Raw genomic sequence first — 21616 nt, forward strand, 5'->3', positions numbered from 1 at the left:
GGGTTCGATCCATGGTGCCCAGAATTGCCGTCGTGGAAGACGAGGAGGCGCTGAGCGTCCTCCTGCGCTACAATCTCGAGGCCGAAGGCTTCGAGGTGGACACGATCCTCTCCGGTGACGAGGCCGAGATGCGCCTTCAGGAGCGCATGCCGGACCTTCTCATCCTCGACTGGATGCTGCCCGGCGTCTCCGGCATCGAGCTTTGCCGGCGCCTGCGCCAGCGGCCGGAAACCGAGCGCCTGCCGATCATCATGCTGACGGCGCGCGGCGAGGAGAGCGAGCGCGTGCGCGGTCTTGCCACCGGCGCGGACGATTATGTGGTCAAGCCTTTCTCGACGCCGGAGCTGGTGGCGCGCGTGCGCGCCATGCTGCGCCGCGCCAAGCCGGAAGTCGTCTCGACGCTCCTGCGCTGCGGCGATATCGAACTCGACCGCGAGACGCACCGCGTCCACCGCCGCACCCGCGAAGTGCGCCTCGGCCCGACGGAATTCCGCCTGCTGGAATTCCTGATGACCTCGCCGGGCCGCGTTTTTTCGCGCTCGCAGCTTCTAGATGGTGTCTGGGGCCACGATATCTATGTCGACGAGCGCACCGTCGACGTCCATGTCGGCCGCCTGCGCAAGGCGCTCAACTTCGCCAACATGCAGGACGTCATCCGCACGGTCCGTGGCGCAGGCTACTCGCTGGAATCCTGACCGGCCGAAATTCCTCCCAAGGACGGAAATGGGCCCTTCGGGGCCTGTTTGCGTTTTGGGCACTCCAAACGAAAACGGGTCCCGAAGGACCCGCATCTCATTTCTGATTGACTGCCGCTCAGCGCATCCGGCGACGCTCGGCCGACGGCTGGTAGGCGAGGCGCTGGTGGTAGGTGCAATAGGGCGAGTTGTCCGGGGACTCGTTGCCGCAGAAGTGGAAGTCGTCGTTCAGCGGGTCGCCGATCGGCCACTTGCAGGTGCGCTCGGTAAGCTGCGTCAGCTCCAGCTTGCGCGACATCGGCACGACCACATTGTTGCCGTTGGCCGGAACCGGGAGCTGTTCGCTCTGCATGTCGAAATCGACGTCCAGCTCTTCCTTGGGCAGCGTGTTGCCGGCCGGGCGGGGCGCCGGGCGGGCGGCAGCGGCCGGACGGGCCGTGAAGTTCGACGGGCGCGGGGCGGCGGCGACGGCCGGGCGCTTGGGGCGCGAGGCGGTCTGTGTTCCGCCGGCCTTGGCGCGGCCCGGAAGGTTCAGGCGATGCACCTTGCCGATGACCGCGTTGCGGCTGACGCCGCCAAGCTGGGCGGCGATCTGGCTGGCGCTCAGGCCCTCGCTCCAGAGCTTCTTGAGTTTTTCGACCCGCTCGTCTGTCCAGTTCATGTGTTCGTCTCCGCTCGGCGCTCGTTGCGGGAATCCCTCGTCGCGCCCCGGATCGATCTGGAGCCTGAACGCCTTGACTCTTGTGGTGACTAGTTCCGCCGCATGCAGTCTAGTAATTGGTCTTTAACCTAGAGACCGGGGGACTCCGTGACAAGAGTCGCGGGAATCGGTGCGAATCGATTTCAGAGTTTTCCCCAACTTGCTGGTCGGGTGTGGTGCGATGACGACACCTTCCGCATGCGTCGTGAATCCTCACCTTGCGGCAGGTTCAGCCGCATTTCGGCCTCGCGATTTGTTGACAGGCCGGCGTGAAATGCCGATAGTGCCGCATGCCGCCGAAAGGCGGCTTTTGATTTTTCTGGCGACCGGAAAAGTCAAGCACGAGACCTGTTTTTCCGCATCTCTTTTCGGAGGATCCGCGCCATGGCCGATGCCGCGCCGCTCTATGAAACCTATATGCGTGCGCCTCTCCGGTTCACGCGAGGGGAGGGCGTGTGGCTCATCGCCGAAGATGGCGAGCGATATCTCGATTTCGCCGCGGGCGTCGCCGTCAATTCGCTGGGCCATGCCCACCCGCATCTCGTCGCCGCGCTGAAGGATCAGGCGGACAAGGTCTGGCACCTGTCGAACCTCTATGAGATTCCCGGGCAGGAGAGCCTCGGCCGCCGGCTGACGGATGCGACCTTCGCCGACAAGGTGTTCTTCACCAATTCGGGTGCCGAGGCGCTGGAATGCGCGATCAAGACCGCGCGCCGCTATCACTTCGCCAAGGGCCATCCCGGCAAGTACCATATCATCACCTTCGAGGGCGCCTTCCACGGCCGCACCATCGCCACCATCGCGGCCGGCGGTCAGGAAAAGTATATCGAGGGCTTCGGCCCCAAGGCCCCGGGCTTCCTCAAGCTTCCCTTCGGCGATATCGCCGCCGTCAAGGATGCGATCACCGAGGAGACGGCGGGCATCCTGATCGAGCCGGTGCAGGGCGAGGGCGGCATCCGCCCGGTGCCGAAGGAATTCATGCAGGAGCTGCGCCAGCTCTGCGACGAATACGGCCTGCTGCTCATCCTCGACGAGGTGCAGTCGGGCGTCGGCCGGACGGGCCGTCTCTTCGCCCATGAATGGTCGGGCGTCACGCCCGATATCATGGCGGTCGCCAAGGGCATCGGCGGCGGCTTCCCGCTCGGCGCGTGCCTTGCCACCAGCGAGGCCGCCTCCGGCATGGTCGCCGGCACGCATGGCTCCACCTATGGCGGCAATCCGCTCGCCATGGCGGTCGGCAACGCCGTGCTCGACGTCGTTCTGGAGGATGGGTTCCTCCAGCATGTGCGCGACGTCGCACTCGTCTTCCGCCAGGGCCTCGCGGCGCTGAAGGATCGTTTCCCCGATATCATCGAGGATGTGCGCGGCGAGGGCCTGATGCTCGGCATCAAGGCGAAGATTCCGGTCGCCGAATTGCTGGCCGCCGTGCGCGCGGAAAAGCTGCTCGGCGTGCCGGCCGGCGACAACGTGCTGCGCCTTCTGCCGCCGCTGACCGTCACGGCGGAGGAAGCGCGCGAGGGGCTGGCCCGCATCGAGCGGGCGGCGGAAAAGCTGACGGCGGCCGTCAAGGCCGCTTAAGGGACTGGGACAGACAGGACACATCATGGCCAAGCATTTTCTCGATCTTTCCGCCGTTTCGGAAAGCGATCTCCGCGTCATCATGGACGACGCGCACAGCCGCAAGGCCGCCAACAAGGCCGGCACGGAGAAGAAGCCGCTCGCCGGCAAGATGCTGGCGATGATCTTCGAGAAGCCCTCCACCCGCACCCGCGTCTCCTTCGACGTCGGCATGCGCCAACTCGGCGGCGAGACGCTGTTCCTGTCGGGCACGGAAATGCAGCTCGGCCGTGCCGAGACCATCGGCGATACGGCCAAGGTCCTGTCGCGCTATGTCGACGCCATCATGATCCGCACGACCGACCATTCTCGCCTGCTGGAGCTTGCCGAGCATGCCACCGTGCCGGTCATCAACGCGCTGACGGACCTCACCCATCCCTGCCAGATCATGGCCGACGTCATGACCTTCGAGGAGCATCGCGGTTCCGCCAAGGGCAAGACCTTCTCCTGGATGGGCGACGGCAACAACGTGCTGCATTCCTTCGTCGAGGGTTCTGCCCGCTTCGGCTACACGATGAAGATGGCCGTGCCGATGGGCTCCGAACCGGACGACAAGATCCTCAACTGGGCGCGCGATAATGGCGGCGACATCCTGCTCGGCCACGATCCGGACGCGATCGCCGACGGTTCCGACCTCATCGTTACCGATTGCTGGGTCTCGATGAACCAGGAGCATCGCGCCCGCGGCCACAACATCTTCCAGCCCTACCAGGTCAACAAGCAGCTCATGGCGCGCGCCGACAAGGATGCGCTCTTCATGCACTGCCTGCCCGCCCATCGCGGCGAGGAAGTGACCGACGAGGTAATCGACGGCCCGCAGTCCGTGGTCTTCGACGAGGCGGAGAACCGCCTGCACGCCCAGAAGTCGATCCTCGCCTGGTGCTTCGGCGTCGTCTGACGCGGCCTTGAAATATGTGGGTGTCGGCACGATCTAGGGGCCGACACCCGGCGCCGCAAGGCGTCGTCTCTGGCGCTTGCCCGCCCGGTATGGAATGATCGGGCGGCAGGAGCGCGAAATCACGATAGACGCTGTCGGACGTGGCGGGGCGCAAGGCCCGCGGCGGCAATGGCGTGCAAGGAGCGAACCATGATGGCTGAAAACGCCCTGAAACTCGGTGAACCAGGCTTTGCCGGCGACGACCATGTCCTGCCGTTCCAGGTGGAGGGCCTCGATGTGCGCGGCCGGGCTGTGCAGCTCGGCCCGATGCTCGACGGCATTCTCGGCCGGCACGATTACCCCGCGCCCGTCGCCCGGCTGCTCGCCGAGGCGATCACGCTGACCGTGCTGCTCGGCACCTCGCTGAAGTTCGAGGGCAAGCTGATCGTCCAGACCAAGGGCGACGGCCCCGTCGACCTGCTCGTCGCCGATTTCGCCGCGCCGGAAAACGTGCGCGCCTATGCCCGCTTCGACCAGCAGGCGCTGGACGCTGCCGTCGCTGCGGGCGCGACCGAGCCGCACGAGCTGCTCGGCAAGGGCATCCTCGCCTTCACCATCGATCAGGGCGCGCATACGCAGCGCTATCAGGGCATCGTTCCGCTCGACGGCCATACGCTGGAAGAGATCGCCGGCGTCTATTTCCGCCAGTCGGAGCAGATCCCGACCAAGGTGCGCCTCGGCGTCGCCGAACTCTACGACCGCGACGAGGCCGGCAAGGCCCGCCATCGCTGGCGTGCGGGCGGCATGGTCGCGCAGTTCCTGCCGCAGTCGCCCGAGCGCATGCGTCAGGCCGATCTTCCCGGCGGCGACGGCGATGAAGCCGGCCACAAGATCGACGACGACGACAACTGGGCGGAAGCCAAGACCATGGTCGAGACGATCGACGCCGACGAGCTGACCGACCCCAATGTCGGCACCGAGCGGCTGCTCTATCGCCTCTTCCACGAACGGGGCGTGCGCGTTTACCAGCCGCAGCAGGTCTTCGACCGCTGCTCCTGCTCGCGCGAGAAGCTGAAGGGCGTTCTGGCCGGCCTCAGCGCCGAGGAGATCGCCCATACGGCGGACGACAAGGGCGAGATCGCGGTCACCTGCGAATTCTGCTCGACGACCTACCGCTTCGAGGCGGCGGAAGTCCTGCCGCAGTAAGGGGAGGGGCGTCTGCCCCTCATCCCGCTGCCGCGACCTTCTCCCCGCAGGCGGGGGGAAGGGAAGGATGCAAGGTCTCGCCTTCTCTGGCGCTATCGATTTGGGGAAATCTGTCCAACTCGTCCCTTCGCCCCGCTTGCGGGGAGAAGGTGGCCGGCAGGCCGGATGAGGGGCGATCGCCACCCATCAATTCAGCGTGCGCACCTGTCCCGGCGTATCCAGCGAGAAGGCCGGAATCGCGACGTCGAAGGCCTCGCCCGTCTCCGCTTCCATGCGATACCGCCCGAACATGATGCCGGACGGCGTTTCCAGCGGGCAGCCGGAGGAATATTCGTAGGTGTCGCCTGGCCGCAGCACGGGCTGCTCGCCGATGACGCCCGGCCCGTTCACCTCGTCCACCTGTCCGTTCTGGTCGGTAATGTGCCAGTAGCGCGTCATCAGCCGCACGGCGACGTCGGAATGGTTGGAAATGACGACGCGGTATCCCCAGACATAGCGGCTGTCGTCGGGATCGGACTGATCGGCCAGATAATATGGCTCTACGGTCACTTCGATGTCGCGGGTCAGCGCACGATACATGGGAATGCCTTGGGCTTTGCTAATGCAGCTATTCTACAGGAATGTGGCTGCGTCAAGAACATGCAAAGAAGGCACCGGCCGCCTTGGCCGGTGCCTTCCCGTCATTTCTGAGGATGGCGCGAGTTACGCGCCGACCTTGGCAAGCGCCCGCGCGAAATCCTCGAGCAGGTCTTCGCTGTCCTCGATGCCGGCGGAGAAGCGCACGGTGCCGGCCGAGATGCCGAGTTCGGCGCGGGCCTCGTCCGTCAGGTTCTTGTGCGTGGTCGTCGCGGGATGCGTGATGAGGCTCTTGGCGTCGCCGAGATTGTTGGAAATCTTCACGACGTCGAGCGCATCCTGCAGCGCGAAGGCCGCTTCCTTGCCGCCCTTCAGCTCGAAGCAGACGAGCGTCGAGCCGCCCGACATCTGCTTGGCGATGATATCTGCCTGCGGGTGGTCCTTGCGGCCCGGATAGATCACGCGGGCGACCTGTTTCTGGTCGGCGAGGAGGTCCGCGACGCGGCTCGCATTCTCCGTCTGCTGCCTGACGCGCAGCGGCAGCGTCTCGATGCCCTTCAGCAGCGTCCAGGCGTTGAACGGCGACATGGCCGGGCCGGTATGGCGGAAATAATCCTGCAGGTGCTCGGCGATCCATTCTTTGTCGGAGAGCACGACGCCGCCGAGGCAGCGGCCCTGGCCGTCGATATGCTTGGTGGCCGAATAGACGACGATATGTGCGCCAAGCTCCAGCGGCTTCTGGAAGAGGGGGGTCGCAAACACGTTGTCGACGACGACCTTCGCGCCGATCTGGTTGGCGAGCTTCGCCACGCCGGCGATGTCGATCACTTCCAGCGTCGGGTTGGTCGGGCTTTCGAGGAAGAGCAGCCTGGTGTTCTTCTGGATCGCCTTTTCCCAGTTGGCGAGGTCGCGGCCGTCGACCAGCGTGCACTCGATGCCGTATTTCGGCGCAAGCGTCTCGACCACCCAGCGGCACGAGCCGAAGAGCGCGCGGGCGGCCACGATATGGTCGCCGGCCTTGAGCTGGCAGAGGATCGCGGCGGAAACGGCGGCCATGCCCGATGCGGTGGCGCGGGCGTCTTCCGCGCCTTCCAAGAGGCACATGCGCTTTTCGAACATGTCATTGGTGGGGCTCGCGTAGCGGGCGTAGATGAAGCCGTCCGTCTCGCCCTTGAAGCGGGCTTCGGCGGCTGCGGACGTGTCGTAGACGAAGCCTTGCGTCAGGAAGATCGCCTCGGCGGTTTCGCCGTGCTGGGAGCGGGTGGTCCCGCCGTGAACGAGTTGGGTGGCCGGGCGCCAGGACTTGCTCATGTGGTCGTGCCTTCAAACAAAAAAACCGGCCGCGTAAGCAGGCCGGTTTGTCACCCGGCCTTTTTAGCTACTTGTTTTACGTGGCTGCAAGCCGGCCGGCCAAATCACCACGGGATAATCTGCTAATACTGCGGCTCCGTGCTTGCGTCAATTGCCGCCATTTGGTTTTGTGCCAGCCCTCTGATAGGGCGGTATTGTCATGACTTCTGCGCTGCGCAGCACGGGCATTCTGGCGGACAGCGCCATTCGCGGCTTGTTCGAAAGCGGGCGGCTGAAAAGCGAGGCCGCACTCGACGCGGACCAGATTCAGCCGGCAAGTCTGGACCTGCGCCTGGGCGCGAAGGCGTTTCGCGTGCGCGCCAGCTTCCTGCCCGGTCCGGCCCACCTCGTCGCCGACAAGCTCGACAGGTTGCAACTGCACGTCATCGACCTTTCCCACGGTGCGGTGCTGGAAACCGGCTGCGTCTACATCGTCCCGCTGATGGAAAGCCTCGACCTGCCGGCGGACCTCGCCGCCTCGGCCAATCCGAAAAGCTCCACCGGCCGCCTCGACATCTTCACCCGCGTCATCACCGACCGCGCGCAGGAATTCGACAAGATCCCCGCCGGCTATTCCGGCCCGCTCTATCTCGAAATCTCGCCGCGCACCTTCCCCATCGTCGTGCGGCGCGGCTCGCGCCTGTCGCAGATCCGCTTCCGCAAGGGCAATGCCCTATTGAGCGAAGGCGAGCTGCTGGCGCTGCACGAGACGGACACGCTCGTCGCCAGCGAAACGCCCAACGTTTCCGGCGGCGGCATCGCGCTCTCCATCGATCTCAAGGGCACCGGCCCGGATGGTCTCATCGGCTATCGCGGCAAACACCATACCTCCGTCGTCGATGTCGACCGCAAGAACCAGCACGACATCTTCGATTTCTGGGAGCCGCTGTTCAGCCGCGGCCGCAATGAACTGATCCTCGACCCGGACGAATTCTACATCCTCGTCTCGCGTGAGGCCGTGCATGTTCCCCCGCTCTATGCGGCCGAGATGACGCCCTTCGACCCGCTTGTCGGCGAATTCCGCGTTCATTATGCCGGCTTCTTCGATCCGGGTTTTGGCCATGCTCCCGCCGGCGGCTCCGGCAGCCGCGCCGTCTTGGAAGTGCGCAGCCACGAGGTCCCCTTCATCCTCGAGCACGGACAGATCGTCGGTCGCCTGATCTACGAGCATATGCTGGATGCGCCCGAAGGCCTCTACGGTTCCGGCCTCGGCTCCAACTATCAGGCGCAGGGCCTCAAGCTCTCCAAGCATTTTCGCGCGAACTGACGCAGGGTTTCGCTCTTTACAATAAAATTAAACGTTTTTATCGTGCGGTAGACGTTTGATGGCCTTCGCGCGGGATCGCGCGGGAAAGACGGACAAGCAAAACGCGATGCCAAGACCGACGATCAAGACCATCGCGCAGGAAACGGGCCTTTCGATCGCCACGGTGTCGAAGGCGCTGAACGACAGCCCGCAGGTGCGCCCGGAAACGCGCGCCATCGTCGTGGCCGCCGCCGAGCGCATCGGCTACCAGCTCAACATGCATGGCGTGCAGCTTCGCACCGGCAAGACCTATCAGGTCGCCGCCATCATGACCGCGCCCGGCCCCAAGCAGAACGAGTGGGAGGGCGTCGAATACGCCCAGCTCCTCAGCGGCATCTCCTGGGCGCTGGAGGACAGTCCCTATCGCGTCTCGCTCTATGCCGTGCGCAATTTCGAGGAGAGCCTGGCGACCATCCGCCAGATCGTGTCCCTGAAGACGGCCGACGGCATCATCGTGTCCGGCACGCGGGCGGACGATCCGCGCGTGCGCATCATGCAGGAGGCGGATTTCCCCTTCGTCACCTACGGCGTCACGCTCCACAATGCCCCGCACGCCTTCGTCGATGCCGACAACGAACAGATGATCCGCCACTCGGTCGCCCGCCTTGCCGAGCGCGGCCATCGCCGCATCGCGCTCATCAATCCGATGGCCGAACTCAGCTACGCCATCGTCCGCCTGGAAGCCTACCGCCGCGCCCTCGATACCGCCGGCCTCTCCTTCGATCCCGCCCTCGTCGCCCACGGCCACCTGACCCCGGCCTTCGGCCGCGAGAACGTGCTTGCCATGTCCACTCTGGCGAACCCGCCCACCGCCTATATCTGCGCCAACGAGGCCTCGGCGCTGGGCGCCTTTTCCGGCTTCCACGAGCGCGGCCTCGTGCACGGCCACGACGCGGTGATCAACGCGACCGACGACCTCAATGTCAGCCAGTACTTCGCCCCGCCGATCACCACCTACTACCTGCCGATCCACGAGCCGAGCGAACTGCTCGGCCGCTACATCCTGCGCCGCATGGAGGGCGAGCCGCCCGAGGCGCTGCAGGCGCTCATCATGCCGAGGCTGATCGAACGCTCGGACGACCGGCTGGCTTGACACATCCCGCGAACTGTTGAATGACTGCGGCCTCGGCGCTGCCCTGCGGGTATGATGTAATGGTAGCCTGTCAGCTTCCCAAGGCTGCCCGCTATGGTTGAAAAATCTTACTGAAATCACAATTTTACAAATATATTCAGGGATTTAGAAGGCTTCCTAAGCGTTGTCTTCCTTGGATTTTTAGCTCTTAAATATCCCATAAGTTGCACCAGTTTTTGGCGGGAATGAGCCTCTTTGTAAGCCGTGATTTACGCAATGTATTGAAGTCATTCTTACGCGAACTGCGTCGTACCGCAGCGGCACCAGTAATCGCCCACTGTCAACGGCGGAGTAAAAACCGGCCACGGGGCGGAGCAAAAGTCGGCCACTGTGGCGCCGGCCTGAGACGGCCGGGAGGGCGTAGCCCGAGCGGGGGTCTCAGGCCGGCGCGGCGATTTTTTGAGAGTAGTTTTAGCCGGCCTTTCGGGCTCGACTTTGAGCGAGGCGATAGCTGTCGCCGTTCATCTCGAGGATGTTGACGTGGTGGGTAACGCGATCGAGCAGAGCGCCGGTCAATCGTTCGGACCCCAGGGTTTCCGTCCATTCGTCAAATGGAAGATTGCTGGTGATCAGGGTGGCCCCGCGCTCGTAGCGTTGCGAGATCAGCTCGAACAGCAATTCCGCGCCGGTCTTTGACAGCGGCACAAAGCCCAGCTCGTCGATGATGAGCAGCTTGTAGCCGGCCATCTGTTTCTGGAACCGAAGAAGACGCCGTTCGTCGCGGGCCTCCATCATCTCGCTGACCAGGGCGGCCGCTGTCGTGAACCCGACGGACAGGCCTTTCTGGCACGCGGCCAGGCCGAGACCGAGCGCGACATGCGTCTTACCCGTGCCGCTCGGGCCCAGCGCAATGACGTTCTCCCGGCGCTCGATCCATTCACAGCGGGCCAGTTCCAGCACCTGCATCTTGTTCAGCTTGGGGATGGCTGTGAAGTCGAAGCTGTCGAGGCTTTTGACGATCGGGAATTTAGCCGCCTTGATCCGACGTTCGACCTTGCGGCGGTCCCGTTCGATCATCTCCCGTTCGGCAAGCCGGAACAGGTATCCGACATGATCGACGCCTTCGGTGGCGCATAACCGGGCCAGCTTCTGGTGCTCGCGCTGGAAGGTCGGCAGCTTCAGGGTCTTGAGATAGTGGGCGAGCAGGATGTCGGGTGCTTCGGTGCTCATGCCGCCTCTCCCGCATCAGACGACAGGAGGCGCATATACGCTTTCGCTGAGGTCTTCTCGACCGTCGCCCGCGGCAGGTAGGGATAGATCGACAGATCCAACCGCGGTGGCCGGCGCTCGACCCGGCACAGGATCAGATGCTTGACCGCATCGAAGCCGATCGCACCGAGCTGTATCGCCTGCTTCACGGCCGCATGCAGGTCCGCAAGGTCGAAGCTCTCCAGCAGGCGCAGAACCTGCACGTATTCCCGTCGGCCATGCTTTGCCATGCGGCCTTCCATCAGGCGGCGCAGCGTCGCGAACTCGTCCGGCAGGTTCCAGCCCTGGAGTGGAGCCGCCTGATCCAGCGCATTGATCTTCTGCTCGATCAGCGGCAGATAATGAACGGGATCGAAGACGACGTCTTCCCGTTCCCAGCATCGCGGATGACGGGCAATGATCTCGCCGCGGCAGCCGATCACCACCTCATTGACATAGCCCCGGACCCAGACGTCCTGATGGCCATAGGCGACCGGTACGGAATAGTCGTTGGTCTTGTAGCGCACCAGCGACTGGGCTGTCACCCTGGCGCTGGCCTGGTCGCAGGCATCGAAGGGAGACGCCGGTAACGGACGCATGGCCGCCAGATCACGCTGTAGCCGCTCCCCGATTGTCTCACTCTCACCGCGCAGCTTGTCGCGCTGGCGTTTGCGGCACTGCTCTTCCAGAAAGGCGTTGAACGCATCCCATGTCGCAAACTGCGGGATCGGCACCATAAAATTACGTCGGGCATAACCGACGAGTCCCTCGACATTCCCTTTATCGTTGCCCTTTCCCGGACGGCCATAGCGATCCCGGATCAGGTAGTGGGACAGGAAGCCGCTGAACAACGCCGCCCGCTTGCGTGTGCCGTCGGGCAGGATCTTGGCCACCAGGCAACGGTCATTGTCATAGACGATCGACTGCGGCACGGCCCCGAAGAAGGCGAATGCATGGATGTGGCCGTCGACCCAGGCCTCGGCCACCGCCGCAGGATAGGCCCGCACGTAGCAGCCGTCGCTATGCGGCAGATCCAGCACGAAGAAACGCGCCTTTTGCTCGACGCCGCCGATCACCACCGTCGCCTCGCCAAAGTCGGCCTGCGCATGGCCGGGCGGATGCGACAACGGCACGAACACCTCCTGCCGACGCTGATCCCGCTCGCGTATGTAGTCCTTGATGATCGTGTAGCCGCCGGTGAAACCGCACTCATCACGCAGGCGGTCGAACACACGCTTGGCAGTATGGCGTTGCTTTAGCGGCATCTTCAGATCTTCGTCGAGCCAATGCTCGATCGTCGAAACAAACGCATCCAGCTTCGGACGCCGGATCGGTGATCGACGCTGATAGCCGGGTGGTGTCGAATAGGCCAACATCTTGGCCACGGTCTCTCGCGAGATGTTGAAATGCTTCGCGGCCTGACGCTGCTTCATCCCTTCCGAAACAGCCAGGCGAACCCTCAAATAAAGTTCCACGGTGTAGATCCCCTGTCCCTCCTGCGATCATTGCAGAAAGGAAATAGGTGGCCGGATTTTACTCCGCCCGCGGCTGGATTATTCCGCCGCTACCGTGGCCGACTTTTCCACCGCCGCTCTCAAACGGTCTGACAGTCTTTGCCAATAAGGCGGGGGAGAGGCGGGGGTATTCGGCAATTGCCATCCGCAAAGCCTTCCGGCGCGCCGGTCTTGATGACTGCACCATTCACACGCTTCGGCATACGCACGCCACACGCCTTGTTCAAAACGGACTATCGATCCAAGAGGTCAAGGCCGTGCTTGGTCACACCGATATACGAACGACAATGCGATATGCCCATCTTGAGCAGGCTGTCGTCACCCGTAAGGCACGCGACATCGTGAACGTCCTCAATGCCGTGAATTTCTCTGCTGAAGGTAGAGCGTAAGCATCTCAAGCTTATTGCCTAGCGTGAGATACATTGGGAAACCTTCCTGTAAGGCGCCGGCATCGTTGCCGCTGGGACAGTTTCCTTTGCATTTAACGGTTACGAACATCTTCCAGATACTCATGCCTTTCACGGCGGACTTAACAAAATGATGTGTTTTTTATCTGGTTCGATTTTCGGGTCAGCTCTGCGAGAGGCGTTCGGAAAGCTGAAACTCATGGAAAGCTCCTCGCGGTGGGTGGCTGCCTCTTCGACACAAAAGCCACCATGGCTCCGGAAATATTCTCTCCAGCGTTCTTTGAAAAAATAGATTTCAGATTTTCATATAAAAACCTGATGAAGGCTGTATAAAATTTGGATCAGCAAAAGAAAAAAACGAAGTTCATGATTGTATTTTCTCATCGCCGACTCATGATTTAACGCGTTTTTCGGCTGAATTTATCATATCATAAAAATTGAAATGCTACGGATTTTATTTTCGCTCGGAAAGCCTTGCAGAATATAGAAGAAGAATTCAAAATTTTATTTGCTTTCTGCGCGTTGAGGTGCACACTGAAGCTGTCCGGATTGCCATTGGCTCCAGGTCCGAGCGCGGGCCCTTATCGATCCCGATAATCATCGATTATAGGGAGTAAAGTCATGTCATTCAGTCTGAACATTGAAAAAGCAAAACCCTACATGGTGGGTTTCGTTCTTGGCCTCGTGGCTGCGCCGATCATCGCCTTCAATGCGGGATGGGTGTCGACCACCAGCGCGCGTACCGAGGCGGTCAAGACCGCCCGGGTAGAGACTCTTGCTGGCATATGTTCTGCCACGGCCGGTCGCATCGCCACCGCCAGCAGCACCGATCTGGCAACCTATAAGGGATACGAAAACCGCACGAAGCGGGACGAACTCGTCGCTGCCGCAATGGCCGATATCCAGGTGCCAGCGGATCTTCTCAGCAAGGTCACCTTCGATTGTGGGCGCACCTTGTCCTGACAAGCACTGAATTCACAAGATGCGAAGCCGGAGGCCTTTTCGCCTTCGGCTTTCGGTTTGACAAAATTCTGAGTATTCAAGCCGGCAGCCGCTCCTGTCGAGCATCTACGACCAGCATGCCTCCGATTACTAGTTTCGCTTCGGCAATGGCGCAGGACTGGCCATCTCTTTAATCAGGCGGAGCGCGCGCAACTTCTCGGTCTTCTTCTCGCGCGCTGTCGTCTCCTGGTCGATGATCCTCCAGGCGACCAAGTTGGTCTCCGACGCCTTTTTGTCCGCAGTGGTCTTTGTCGGCTTGAAAAACCGTTCGCTATTCGCTGTCATCCGTCAACTCCTTCACCCGCAACGACTGATCGTCATCCAGGCGTCCGCTTATCTGTCACGACTGTGATGCGACCACGAAGTCGATGGCGTCCCGAACCGTCAGGAATTCCTCGGCCGGCTCGTCAGGAATGGCGATGCCAAACTCGTCTTCAATGAGCATCACGATTTGGACCACCTCCAAGGAATCAGCGCCCAGGTCATCGACAATTGAAGCGTCATCGACGACCTTCGATTTCTCGACGGCCAACTGTCCGATGATGATGTCTTTCACACGCTCGGCAATATCGGCTCTTCCGTCTTCCATGGCGATGTGTCCTGATGAAGAATAATTACTGGGACGCTGCCGGCTGACGCGACTGGGAGGGATGAAGGCGATCATAGCGGCTCTGGTCCGGACGGTAGGACCAAACAAAACCAACCGCCAAAACCAAGACGACAAGAATCGCCGTCAGACGATTGGGCATCGTGGCCACGCGGCGGTGGAACCGCCCTCGTTTTCCCAAACCTCGACGCCGGCGCGCTGTTCTTGCGCGCGCGCTTTGCGGGATAGAGGATAGTTTCCGGCATCGATCGTCGCCGACTTGATCAATCGTGAGCGCGACGAACACCCCACCTTTCCTTTTGCGATCGCGGCCGCGAGAACAGCTCCTTCACCGATAGGAGCGGAACGGGATGGTCGAAGATCGCGCTGATGCCATGCTTGAAGCCATGGATGAAGGCATGCATGAAGCCAGGCATGAGGGAAAGTATCGTCGGATCGAGGTGATCACGGGTCGACGCCAGCGGCGGAATTGGACCGACGAGGAGAAGGCGCGGATCCTTGCCGAAAGTGCAGAACCTGACGTGAACATCTCGGCGATCGCCCGGCGCTGGGGCGTCAATCGCGGTCTGCTGAACGTCTGGCGGCGCGAAGCCGGGCTGACCTCTCGACGATCCGCGCAAGCCGGCGCACAGCAGGCCATGTTCGTGCCGGTGACGGTGGTTGGCGATAGAACGTCTTGCGAGAACTCGCCGTCGGATGTCGCCCATGACGCCGCGGGGCGTATTGAGATCGAGATTGCTGGCGCGCGTATGACCGTGATCGGCTCGGTGGCGCCCGAATTGGCGCAGGCGATCGTGGCAACGTTGCGAGCACGCCGGTGATTGGACTTTCGCCTGGTGGAGTGAAGATCATGGTGGCGACGCAGCCGGTCGACTTCCGGCGCGGCATGAATGGGCTTGTTGCGCTGGTGGCGTCAGCGCTTGCAGCTGATCCCTACTGTGGTGACGTGTTCGTGTTCCGCGCCAAGCGTCTCGATCGCCTGCGCTGCATTTATTGGGACGGATCAGGCATGATCCTGGCGACGAAATGGCTGGAGGCTGGCACGTTCGTTTGGCCACCGATCCGTGATGGCGCGATGCAGATGAGTAGCCAGGAGTTCTCCCTTTTGCTGGCCGGTATCGACTGGACGCGGGTCAGGCGAAACACCGTAAAGCGGCCAACGAAAGCAGGCTGATCCTATTGGATTTGCTTGAAGATTCAGGGTCATGTGCTAGGGTCTGCCATGCCGCTTCGACCCGACCCTTTACCTCAGGATGCCGCGCAATTGAGCCGAATCATTCTCTCGCTCGATGCAGAGAATGCCGACCTCAAGGCGCGCGTTGCCTTCCTGGAGCGGCAGCTCTTTGGGCCGAAATCGGAGAAGATGACGGCGATCGACCCGAAGCAGGCGACGCTTGAGCTTGGCGATCTCAGCGACATTCCCGCGGCGGCCAATGACGATGTTGCACCCGTGGCTGACGGCCGAAAGCAGGAGCGGCGATCGCCGGCGCGCAACATCGGCCGGTTACCCAGGCATCTCCCACGGTATGAAGAGCTCATCGAGCCGGAGAGCAAGATTTGCCCGTGCTGCTCGTTCGAGCTGCATTGCATCGGCACGGACGTCAGTGAGGCGCTCGACATCGTGCCGGCGGTTGTCCGGGTGAAGCGGACGATCCGGCCGCGCTACGCATGCCGGGCCTGCGAGAGTGCCATTGTGCAAGCGCCAGCGCCGGCGCGTGTGATGGACGGCGGCATGGTGACCACGGCGTTTGCCGCCCATGTCGCCGTTTCGAAGTTCGCCTGGCATTTGCCGCTTCATCGCCAGGCGCAGATGCTTGCCTCCTGCGGCGTGATCATCGATCGCGGCACGCTCGGGGCCTGGGTGACGCGGGTCGCCTGGTGGCTTGAGCTTCTCTATGACGCGCTGCTTGCCTTCATCCGCTCCCAGCCAAGGGTGTTCTGTGATGAGACGCCGCTCCCGCGGCTTGATCCGGGGCGTAAGCGAACCAAGGTCTGCCAACTTTGGGCGCAGGCGGTCGACGATCGGCCATGGAATGGTCCGGCGCCGCCGGCGGTGGCCTATACTTTTGCCGAAAGCCGCAGCGCGCGCGAGGTCGAGGGGCAATTGTCGTCGTTTGCCGGCGTGCTCCAGGTCGATGGGTACCAAGCCTATAAAACCTTGGCCAAGCGCCGGGGGAGGAGCAATGTCGCTCCCATGCGGCTGGCCTTCTGCCTTGCCCATGCCCGACGCAAGTTCGTCGAAATCGTCAAGATGACCGGGTCTGCTGAGGCCCTGTCGATCCTTGCCAGGATTGCCGAGCTCTATCGGATCGAAGCGAAACTGCGCGGCGAAAATGCCGATACCCGGCTCACGGTGCGGCGTCGCGAGGCAGCGCCCATCATGAGCGAACTGAAGGCCCAGCTCACCGAACTGAGCGACGAGGTGTCGTCGAAATCGGCGCTTGGCAAGGCCGTCACCTACACGCTCAACCACTGGAACGGACTGGCAGCCTTCCTGGAGGATGGCCGGATCGAAGTGGACTCCAATGTGGTCGAGCGTTCGATGAAATCGGTGGCTCTGACGAGGAAGAACTCGTTGTTCGTGGGCAGCGAACGCGGTGGCAAGACGTTCGCGGTCCTCGCATCGCTCGTCAACACGGCAAAGCTCAATAGTGTAGACCCCGAAGCTTGGCTTGCCGACGTGCTCGAGCGCATCATCTCCGGCAAGGTGACCGCGAACCAGATGGATACGCTCTTTCCATGGACCTGGAAGGCCAACCGCGAGAGCATTGCAGATCAGGAGCGACGGGCGGCATGACACAGAACAGCCAAGGGGCTACGGCACGACCGAAGCTCGATGACGAGGCGTTCGAGGCGTTTATCAGGGCACGCCGTCCAGTCTCGCCGATCTGGTCGATGAGCGGCCTCGACGGCTATCTCACGGCTCTCATCATCGGCCCGAGGTTTATCGACCCGCGTCAGTGGATCCCGGAGCTGACTGGCCCGGATGCCCTGAACCTGCCAATGGAAACAACCGAGCATCGAGCCGTCCAGACCATCGTTGCGGAATACAACCGGATATCGGCAAGCCTCGCCGAAACGCCGAAAGATCATCGGCCCAGGTTCACCAAGATCGATGATCAAACCTTTGATCCCTTCGCTTGGGACCTCTGCTTTCTATTGGGAACAAGGTACGCGCCCAAGCTTTGGCAGCCCGTCCTTGGAGGTCATGCCGTCACTGGGGATATCGTCGCGCCCATCCGCAAGCTCGGCGAGGCAAAACGGAACGCGACCCGTCAGGATGCCGTTGCCGTCGCCGAAGCGCTCGTCAAGATCCGAGCCTATTTTATGCCGAAGCGGGCAAAGCAAAAGTTCTGACCGACAGCCGGAAGCCTATTCAGTCAATCACGGAAGCCGTGGGCTCTTCGTTGCGCTCACGCAGCGTCTACTATCTGCCTCGTCCGGTGTCTGACGGCGATCTGGCCCTTATGCGCCGGATTGACGAATTGCATCTCGACTACCCCTTTGCCGGAAGTCGGATGTTGCAAGGGCTCTTGAGAGGAGAAGGTCTGGAGACCGGGCGGCGACACGTCGCCACGCTGATGAAGAAGATGGGCATCGAGGCGATCTACCGCCGCCCGAACACCTCGAAACCAGCGCCAGGGCACAAAATTTATCCCTACCTCCTACGAAAGCTGGCAGTCACCCGGCCCAATCAGGTCTGGGCAATGGACCTGACCTACATCCCCATGGCGCGGGGATTTGTCTATCTGTGCGCCGTCGTGGACTGGTTCAGCCGGAAGGTCTTGTCATGGCGGTTGTCGATCACGATGGAAGCAGCCTTCTGCATCGAGGCGGTGGAGGAGGCACTTGCCCGTCATGGCAGGCCGGAAATCTTCAATACCGACCAGGGATCGCAGTTCACCTCCATCGACTTCACCGCCGTGCTGAAGAGGTCACAGATCGCCATCTCGATGGATGGCAAGGGTGCGTGGCGAGACAATGTCTTCGTCGAGCGGCTCTGGCGTTCGATCAAATACGAGGAAGTCTACCTCCATGCCTACAAGACTGTGTCCGAGGCACGCGCTGGCATCGGCCGATATCTGAACTTCTACAACACCAGACGCCCACATTCATCCCTTGACCGGCGGACGCCGGATCAGGCCTACTTCAACGCGCTGACACCAATGATGGTGGCGGCATAATCGAGGCGGAAATCCACTTAGCGAAACGCCCGAAGCTGTTCAGACAAACCGAGCCACCTCTCGTCGAGATGACGGCGAGCTGCTCGAAACGATTTGAACAACTCACCGCTGGTAGCCGTTTCGATATCTTGGTCGCTGGCATTTGAGAGGAAGCCATCGGTTGTCACGCTGAAAACATCTACATGTTCGGCAAAGCCGTTGAGAATTTCGCCGAGGACCGCCCTTGTATATGACGTGATGAACGATGCGAAATATGGCTGTGTGATCTTGCTCGGCGGAAGCGCTTCCATTCCATCGTCTTGTAGGTTGTATACCCGCTTTTCGCGAAGGCCCTGTGCCGTCTTTCCGTAAGTGCTGTTTCCCACCTCTTTCCAGAACAGGTTGTCAAAAGTCCCCTTCGGATGCGCCATGCGCTTTTCGATGCTGGTTTTGATGAAGTCCCTGAAAGCCGGATGATGGCAATTGGTTGGGACGTGTACACCCTTACGGAATGTCAATCGTGCGCCGAGCTTCTTGGCCAGGTACAGCTCCGGCGCAGCGCATTTCGAGTTTCCTTTGCGAGGAAAGATAATCCCATTGGCCGTACGAACAGGCAGTGTCGGAAAGCGTACAGACTGCGGGAATTCAAAATCCACCGAGAAGAAGCTGAGATCGTGCGGCCCAACGTCGTCAAGGTCTATCAGATTGGTGATGTTATCCCAGTCAGGCATGCCGATTAATGACATTGCCGTCGTGTATGCCGAACTGAGGTCGTGATCCCGCCACTCACCTTCATCTGCAATGCCGAAAATGAACTGTTCGTTCCGGCCGCCGTGATAGGTCTCCGTGATGAACGCCTCGTTGAAATATGCCTCCTCCTTCAGCGGCGTCACGATCTTGGTTTTGAAATAGCCGTCCTTCTTGCTGAAGATTTTCTCTTTGACGGTCTCGCGCCCCAGGATTTGGTTGCCGTCCAAACCTTTTTGTTGCCATCCCTGAAGCAGGAGTTTTGTCCCAAAGGAGGTTAAGGTTGCCGGCATTTTGAACGATGTGAAAAGCGTCTGACTCTGCTGAATGATACGCTCGGCAAAGCGGACGCACACTTGAGCATCACGGATTGCATACTCGCGGAATTCGCTCCATCGCTCCCTACGAAAGCGCGCCATGTTCTCCTTGATTTCCTTGTCTTCCTGCGGGGTTTTGCCGAGTTGAATCTTTGGGAAGCCAAGAAGATCACCAATACCTGCCAGGGATTTCGCGTTGCTCGGTGCAAGCAGAATGGTATCGCGGACAACGACGTTGAACTCTGCAATCGCTGTATCAGCCTCGCCAAACTTTACGGAAATTGCGCTGTCGATGCTGACGAATGTGCTTCTGACGTTGGAAGTCAGCCGCGCATTGTCCTTGAAGTCGCTGAATGCGGGAAAGTCAGCCCGGATAAAATGGCCGAGAAGGTAGATGGAATTCGGCAACTTCAGATCGGGGAATTTCTCGATCAGTGAGCCGATAGCAAAGCCCACAAATTCGCTGAAGGTTAAGCGTTGATCCTCATCGGGAATAATAATCCCGTCAGCTTCAGGTGTTTCAGCCTGTGCGTCTTTGGTGATCAGCTTGATTGAAAACTGGTAGGAAAGAAGCTCGTTTTTTGCACCCGCTTCAATGGTGCTCTCCAGTTCGTTGTCAGCTACCGACTGATATTCGGTGTCGAAACCGATGAGGAGATGAGCGTTTGGCTCTTTCTTTCGCCGCTGTTTTTTGCCGGCGACAGGAGGCTCAGAAATATTCTGGCTTTGAATGGTGACGGTCTTCTTCTTGCCGCCGTGATCGTCAGGCTCGATCTTGAAGGTGAATTCTTTCGCAAGCGTGGACTTATGCATCTACTCCCTTTCTAGAGTTGACCACATCGAGGTGTGGGGAGCGACGATATAATCCTAAAGGCGTCCTCATGCAAGTTCGCGTTGTGGCGTTGAGCAATGCCCTGTGTCGGCGGGACAATCCCGTTGTTGCGAAAAGGGAGCCTATGTCACTTGTAAAGCGTGGAAATTCCAAATTCTGGTATGTGCAGTTCCAGATTGATCGTCAAACGATAGTCCGTTCGACAAAGACGACCGACCGCAAGGTTGCCGAACAGGTCGCGGCGAAGATTCGCGCTGATGTCCACGCTGAACTGCTGCTCGGCAAAAAGGAGCTTATCACGCTAGAGACGGCGCTTCGTCGGTTTGCGAACACGAAGGCTGGAACCGCGAACTACCGCAATCTGAAAAGCCAGATCAGGATCATTCTGAGAACTATCGACTGCTCGATTCCGCTGCCGAAGGTCAATTCCGACACGCTGGAACAGTTTCGGCAAAAGCGTTTGTCCCAGGGATGCGGGTCGCAGACGATCAAGCACGGAATGAACTGTTTGATGGGAGCGATCCGACTTGCTCGAAAAGACGGCTATCAATGTCCGTCAGTCGACGCCCCCTTGATTAGAACAGCAAATTCCAGAGTGCGGTATCTGAGCGTTGAGGAGGAACGACGCCTCCTGCGTGAGTTGGATCCGACGCGCGTGGCCAATGGTCTATCTGCTGAACCTGCCCGTCGAGCTGATCGCCAGAAATGGATGCAGGACAATTATGATCTGGTGATCATGCTGATCGACACCGGCGCGCGCTATAGCGAAATCGCCAATATCGCTTGGAAGGATATCGATCTGAATGGCGGTGAAATACGTCTATGGCGCTCCAAGGTTCAAAACGAAAGCGTGATCTATATGACGGACCGGGTGGAAATAATCCTTCGCCGCCGCAGAAGGGAGAGCAACGGTCTGACCGTCTTTGCCAACAAGGCGGGGGAGAGGCGGGGATACTCGGCGATTGCCATCCGCAAGGCGTTCCGTCGCGCGGGCCTTGATGATTGTACGATCCACACGCTTCGCCATACGCACGCAACGCGCCTTGTTCAAAACGGGCTGTCAATCCAAGAGGTCAAGGCCGTGCTCGGTCACACCGATATCCGAACGACAATGCGATATGCCCATCTTGAGCAGACCGTTGTTACCCGCAAAGCGCGTGACATCGTGAATGCCCTCAACGCTGCCAATTTCTCTGCTGAAGGTAGAGCGTAAGCCTCTCAAGCTTATGGCCCAGCGTAAGAAGCCCCGGGAATTTGGGTGGTTCATTGTGCGGCCAAAAGCTCTGGTACGACTTCCTGAGTTTCCCATCGTCTGGATGATAGGTATTCGCGCTTGGCATGCTTCTGTTGACGGTTTTTGCTTGAGACGTGAGGGCTTCG

The 21616-nt window shown here is 60.7% G+C and carries 21 protein-coding genes, 1 pseudogene and 1 riboswitch; of the genes and pseudogenes, 14 read left to right on the forward strand and 8 right to left on the reverse strand.

Annotated features, from left to right (window positions below; all coding sequences use genetic code 11):
- The first annotated feature begins 11 nt into the window (after positions 1 to 11).
- Positions 12 to 695 (forward strand): phosphate regulon transcriptional regulator PhoB, encoded by a 684-nt coding sequence (gene phoB, locus K8M09_RS00815; RefSeq protein WP_160788104.1) that lies wholly within the window; start codon positions 12 to 14, stop codon positions 693 to 695.
- A 118-nt stretch (positions 696 to 813) separates the two neighbouring features.
- Here phoB and K8M09_RS00820 read toward each other — a convergent pair whose 3' ends face one another.
- Complete coding sequence (locus K8M09_RS00820) at positions 814 to 1356, reverse strand: GcrA family cell cycle regulator (protein ID WP_160788105.1); 543 nt, start codon at positions 1354 to 1356, stop codon at positions 814 to 816.
- Positions 1357 to 1779: 423 nt separating this feature from the next.
- Between K8M09_RS00820 and K8M09_RS00825 the strand changes: the two genes are divergently transcribed.
- The 3 genes from K8M09_RS00825 to K8M09_RS00835 all read left to right on the forward strand — a co-directional run bounded on the left by K8M09_RS00825 (position 1780) and on the right by K8M09_RS00835 (position 5095).
- Entirely contained in the window at positions 1780 to 2973 is a 1194-nt protein-coding gene (locus K8M09_RS00825) for an aspartate aminotransferase family protein (RefSeq protein WP_160788106.1), read from the forward strand.
- Between the two features lie 25 nt (positions 2974 to 2998).
- Positions 2999 to 3910 (forward strand): ornithine carbamoyltransferase, encoded by a 912-nt coding sequence (argF, locus tag K8M09_RS00830; RefSeq protein ID WP_160788107.1) that lies wholly within the window; start codon positions 2999 to 3001, stop codon positions 3908 to 3910.
- 192 nt (positions 3911 to 4102) lie between these two features.
- Positions 4103 to 5095: an Hsp33 family molecular chaperone gene (locus K8M09_RS00835; protein WP_160788112.1), complete on the forward strand. Its 993-nt coding sequence runs from the start codon at positions 4103 to 4105 to the stop codon at positions 5093 to 5095.
- 186 nt (positions 5096 to 5281) lie between these two features.
- Here the strand turns inward: K8M09_RS00835 and apaG are convergent, their stop codons facing one another.
- Together apaG and K8M09_RS00845 are read right to left on the reverse strand one after the other, a co-directional pair.
- Positions 5282 to 5674, reverse strand: a complete 393-nt coding sequence (apaG, locus tag K8M09_RS00840; RefSeq protein WP_160788108.1) for a Co2+/Mg2+ efflux protein ApaG — start codon at positions 5672 to 5674, stop codon at positions 5282 to 5284.
- Between the two features lie 123 nt (positions 5675 to 5797).
- Entirely contained in the window at positions 5798 to 6982 is a 1185-nt protein-coding gene (locus K8M09_RS00845; RefSeq protein WP_160788109.1) for an O-succinylhomoserine sulfhydrylase, read from the reverse strand.
- A gap of 42 nt (positions 6983 to 7024) precedes the next feature.
- Positions 7025 to 7103: riboswitch (SAM riboswitch) on the reverse strand.
- Between the two features lie 78 nt (positions 7104 to 7181).
- On the opposite strand from K8M09_RS00845, the gene K8M09_RS00850 reads away from it, so the two are divergent.
- Positions 7182 to 8288 (forward strand): 2'-deoxycytidine 5'-triphosphate deaminase, encoded by a 1107-nt coding sequence (locus tag K8M09_RS00850; protein WP_160788110.1) that lies wholly within the window; start codon positions 7182 to 7184, stop codon positions 8286 to 8288.
- A 106-nt stretch (positions 8289 to 8394) separates the two neighbouring features.
- Positions 8395 to 9420 carry a LacI family DNA-binding transcriptional regulator gene (locus K8M09_RS00855; RefSeq protein WP_160788111.1) on the forward strand — a complete coding sequence of 342 codons (1026 nt, stop codon included), beginning with the start codon at positions 8395 to 8397 and terminating at the stop codon, positions 9418 to 9420.
- Between the two features lie 450 nt (positions 9421 to 9870).
- Here the strand turns inward: K8M09_RS00855 and istB are convergent, their stop codons facing one another.
- Positions 9871 to 10629, reverse strand: a complete 759-nt coding sequence (istB, locus tag K8M09_RS00860) for an IS21-like element helper ATPase IstB (RefSeq protein ID WP_229341919.1) — start codon at positions 10627 to 10629, stop codon at positions 9871 to 9873.
- A complete protein-coding gene (istA, locus tag K8M09_RS00865) occupies positions 10626 to 12122 on the reverse strand; it encodes an IS21 family transposase (protein WP_382379779.1) in 1497 nt (498 codons plus the stop codon). The genes istB and istA overlap by 4 nt, the downstream gene beginning before the upstream one ends.
- 47 nt (positions 12123 to 12169) lie before the next feature.
- On the opposite strand from istA, the gene K8M09_RS00870 reads away from it, so the two are divergent.
- Complete coding sequence (locus K8M09_RS00870; RefSeq protein WP_229342065.1) at positions 12170 to 12550, forward strand: tyrosine-type recombinase/integrase; 381 nt, start codon at positions 12170 to 12172, stop codon at positions 12548 to 12550.
- A 639-nt stretch (positions 12551 to 13189) separates the two neighbouring features.
- On the forward strand, positions 13190 to 13531 hold the full coding sequence (locus K8M09_RS00875) for a hypothetical protein (protein ID WP_160788257.1): 342 nt from the start codon (positions 13190 to 13192) through the stop codon (positions 13529 to 13531).
- A 129-nt stretch (positions 13532 to 13660) separates the two neighbouring features.
- Here K8M09_RS00875 and K8M09_RS00880 read toward each other — a convergent pair whose 3' ends face one another.
- Positions 13661 to 13855, reverse strand: coding sequence for a hypothetical protein (locus K8M09_RS00880; protein WP_160788258.1), 195 nt, complete (start codon positions 13853 to 13855; stop codon positions 13661 to 13663).
- A 55-nt stretch (positions 13856 to 13910) separates the two neighbouring features.
- Positions 13911 to 14159 carry an acyl carrier protein gene (locus K8M09_RS00885; RefSeq protein ID WP_160788259.1) on the reverse strand — a complete coding sequence of 83 codons (249 nt, stop codon included), beginning with the start codon at positions 14157 to 14159 and terminating at the stop codon, positions 13911 to 13913.
- Between the two features lie 368 nt (positions 14160 to 14527).
- On the opposite strand from K8M09_RS00885, the gene tnpA reads away from it, so the two are divergent.
- The 5 genes and pseudogenes from tnpA to K8M09_RS00910 form a co-directional block, all read left to right on the forward strand.
- A complete protein-coding gene (gene tnpA, locus K8M09_RS00890) occupies positions 14528 to 14998 on the forward strand; it encodes an IS66-like element accessory protein TnpA (RefSeq protein WP_160788234.1) in 471 nt (156 codons plus the stop codon).
- Positions 14995 to 15351 carry an IS66 family insertion sequence element accessory protein TnpB gene (gene tnpB, locus K8M09_RS00895; protein ID WP_160788235.1) on the forward strand — a complete coding sequence of 119 codons (357 nt, stop codon included), beginning with the start codon at positions 14995 to 14997 and terminating at the stop codon, positions 15349 to 15351. The genes tnpA and tnpB overlap by 4 nt, the downstream gene beginning before the upstream one ends.
- Before the next feature lie 48 nt (positions 15352 to 15399).
- The gene (tnpC, locus tag K8M09_RS00900; RefSeq protein ID WP_160788236.1) at positions 15400 to 16974 is read left to right on the forward strand and encodes an IS66 family transposase; all 1575 of its coding nucleotides are present in this window, start codon (positions 15400 to 15402) and stop codon (positions 16972 to 16974) included.
- A complete protein-coding gene (locus K8M09_RS00905) occupies positions 16971 to 17534 on the forward strand; it encodes a YecA/YgfB family protein (RefSeq protein WP_064334525.1) in 564 nt (187 codons plus the stop codon). Before tnpC ends, K8M09_RS00905 begins: the two co-directional genes overlap by 4 nt.
- Before the next feature lie 59 nt (positions 17535 to 17593).
- Positions 17594 to 18361: pseudogene (locus K8M09_RS00910) on the forward strand (IS3 family transposase); the annotation flags it as partial.
- Positions 18362 to 18378: 17 nt separating this feature from the next.
- Here K8M09_RS00910 and K8M09_RS00915 read toward each other — a convergent pair.
- The gene (locus tag K8M09_RS00915) at positions 18379 to 20217 is read right to left on the reverse strand and encodes a DNA polymerase (protein WP_229342067.1); all 1839 of its coding nucleotides are present in this window, start codon (positions 20215 to 20217) and stop codon (positions 18379 to 18381) included.
- 143 nt (positions 20218 to 20360) lie between these two features.
- Here K8M09_RS00915 and K8M09_RS00920 point away from each other — a divergent pair, with 143 nt between their 5' ends.
- Positions 20361 to 21449 (forward strand): tyrosine-type recombinase/integrase, encoded by a 1089-nt coding sequence (locus K8M09_RS00920; protein ID WP_229342069.1) that lies wholly within the window; start codon positions 20361 to 20363, stop codon positions 21447 to 21449.
- The last annotated feature ends 167 nt before the right edge of the window (positions 21450 to 21616 follow it).

It is taken from the genome of Shinella zoogloeoides, from assembly GCF_020883495.1.
Lineage (GTDB): Bacteria > Pseudomonadota > Alphaproteobacteria > Rhizobiales > Rhizobiaceae > Shinella > Shinella zoogloeoides.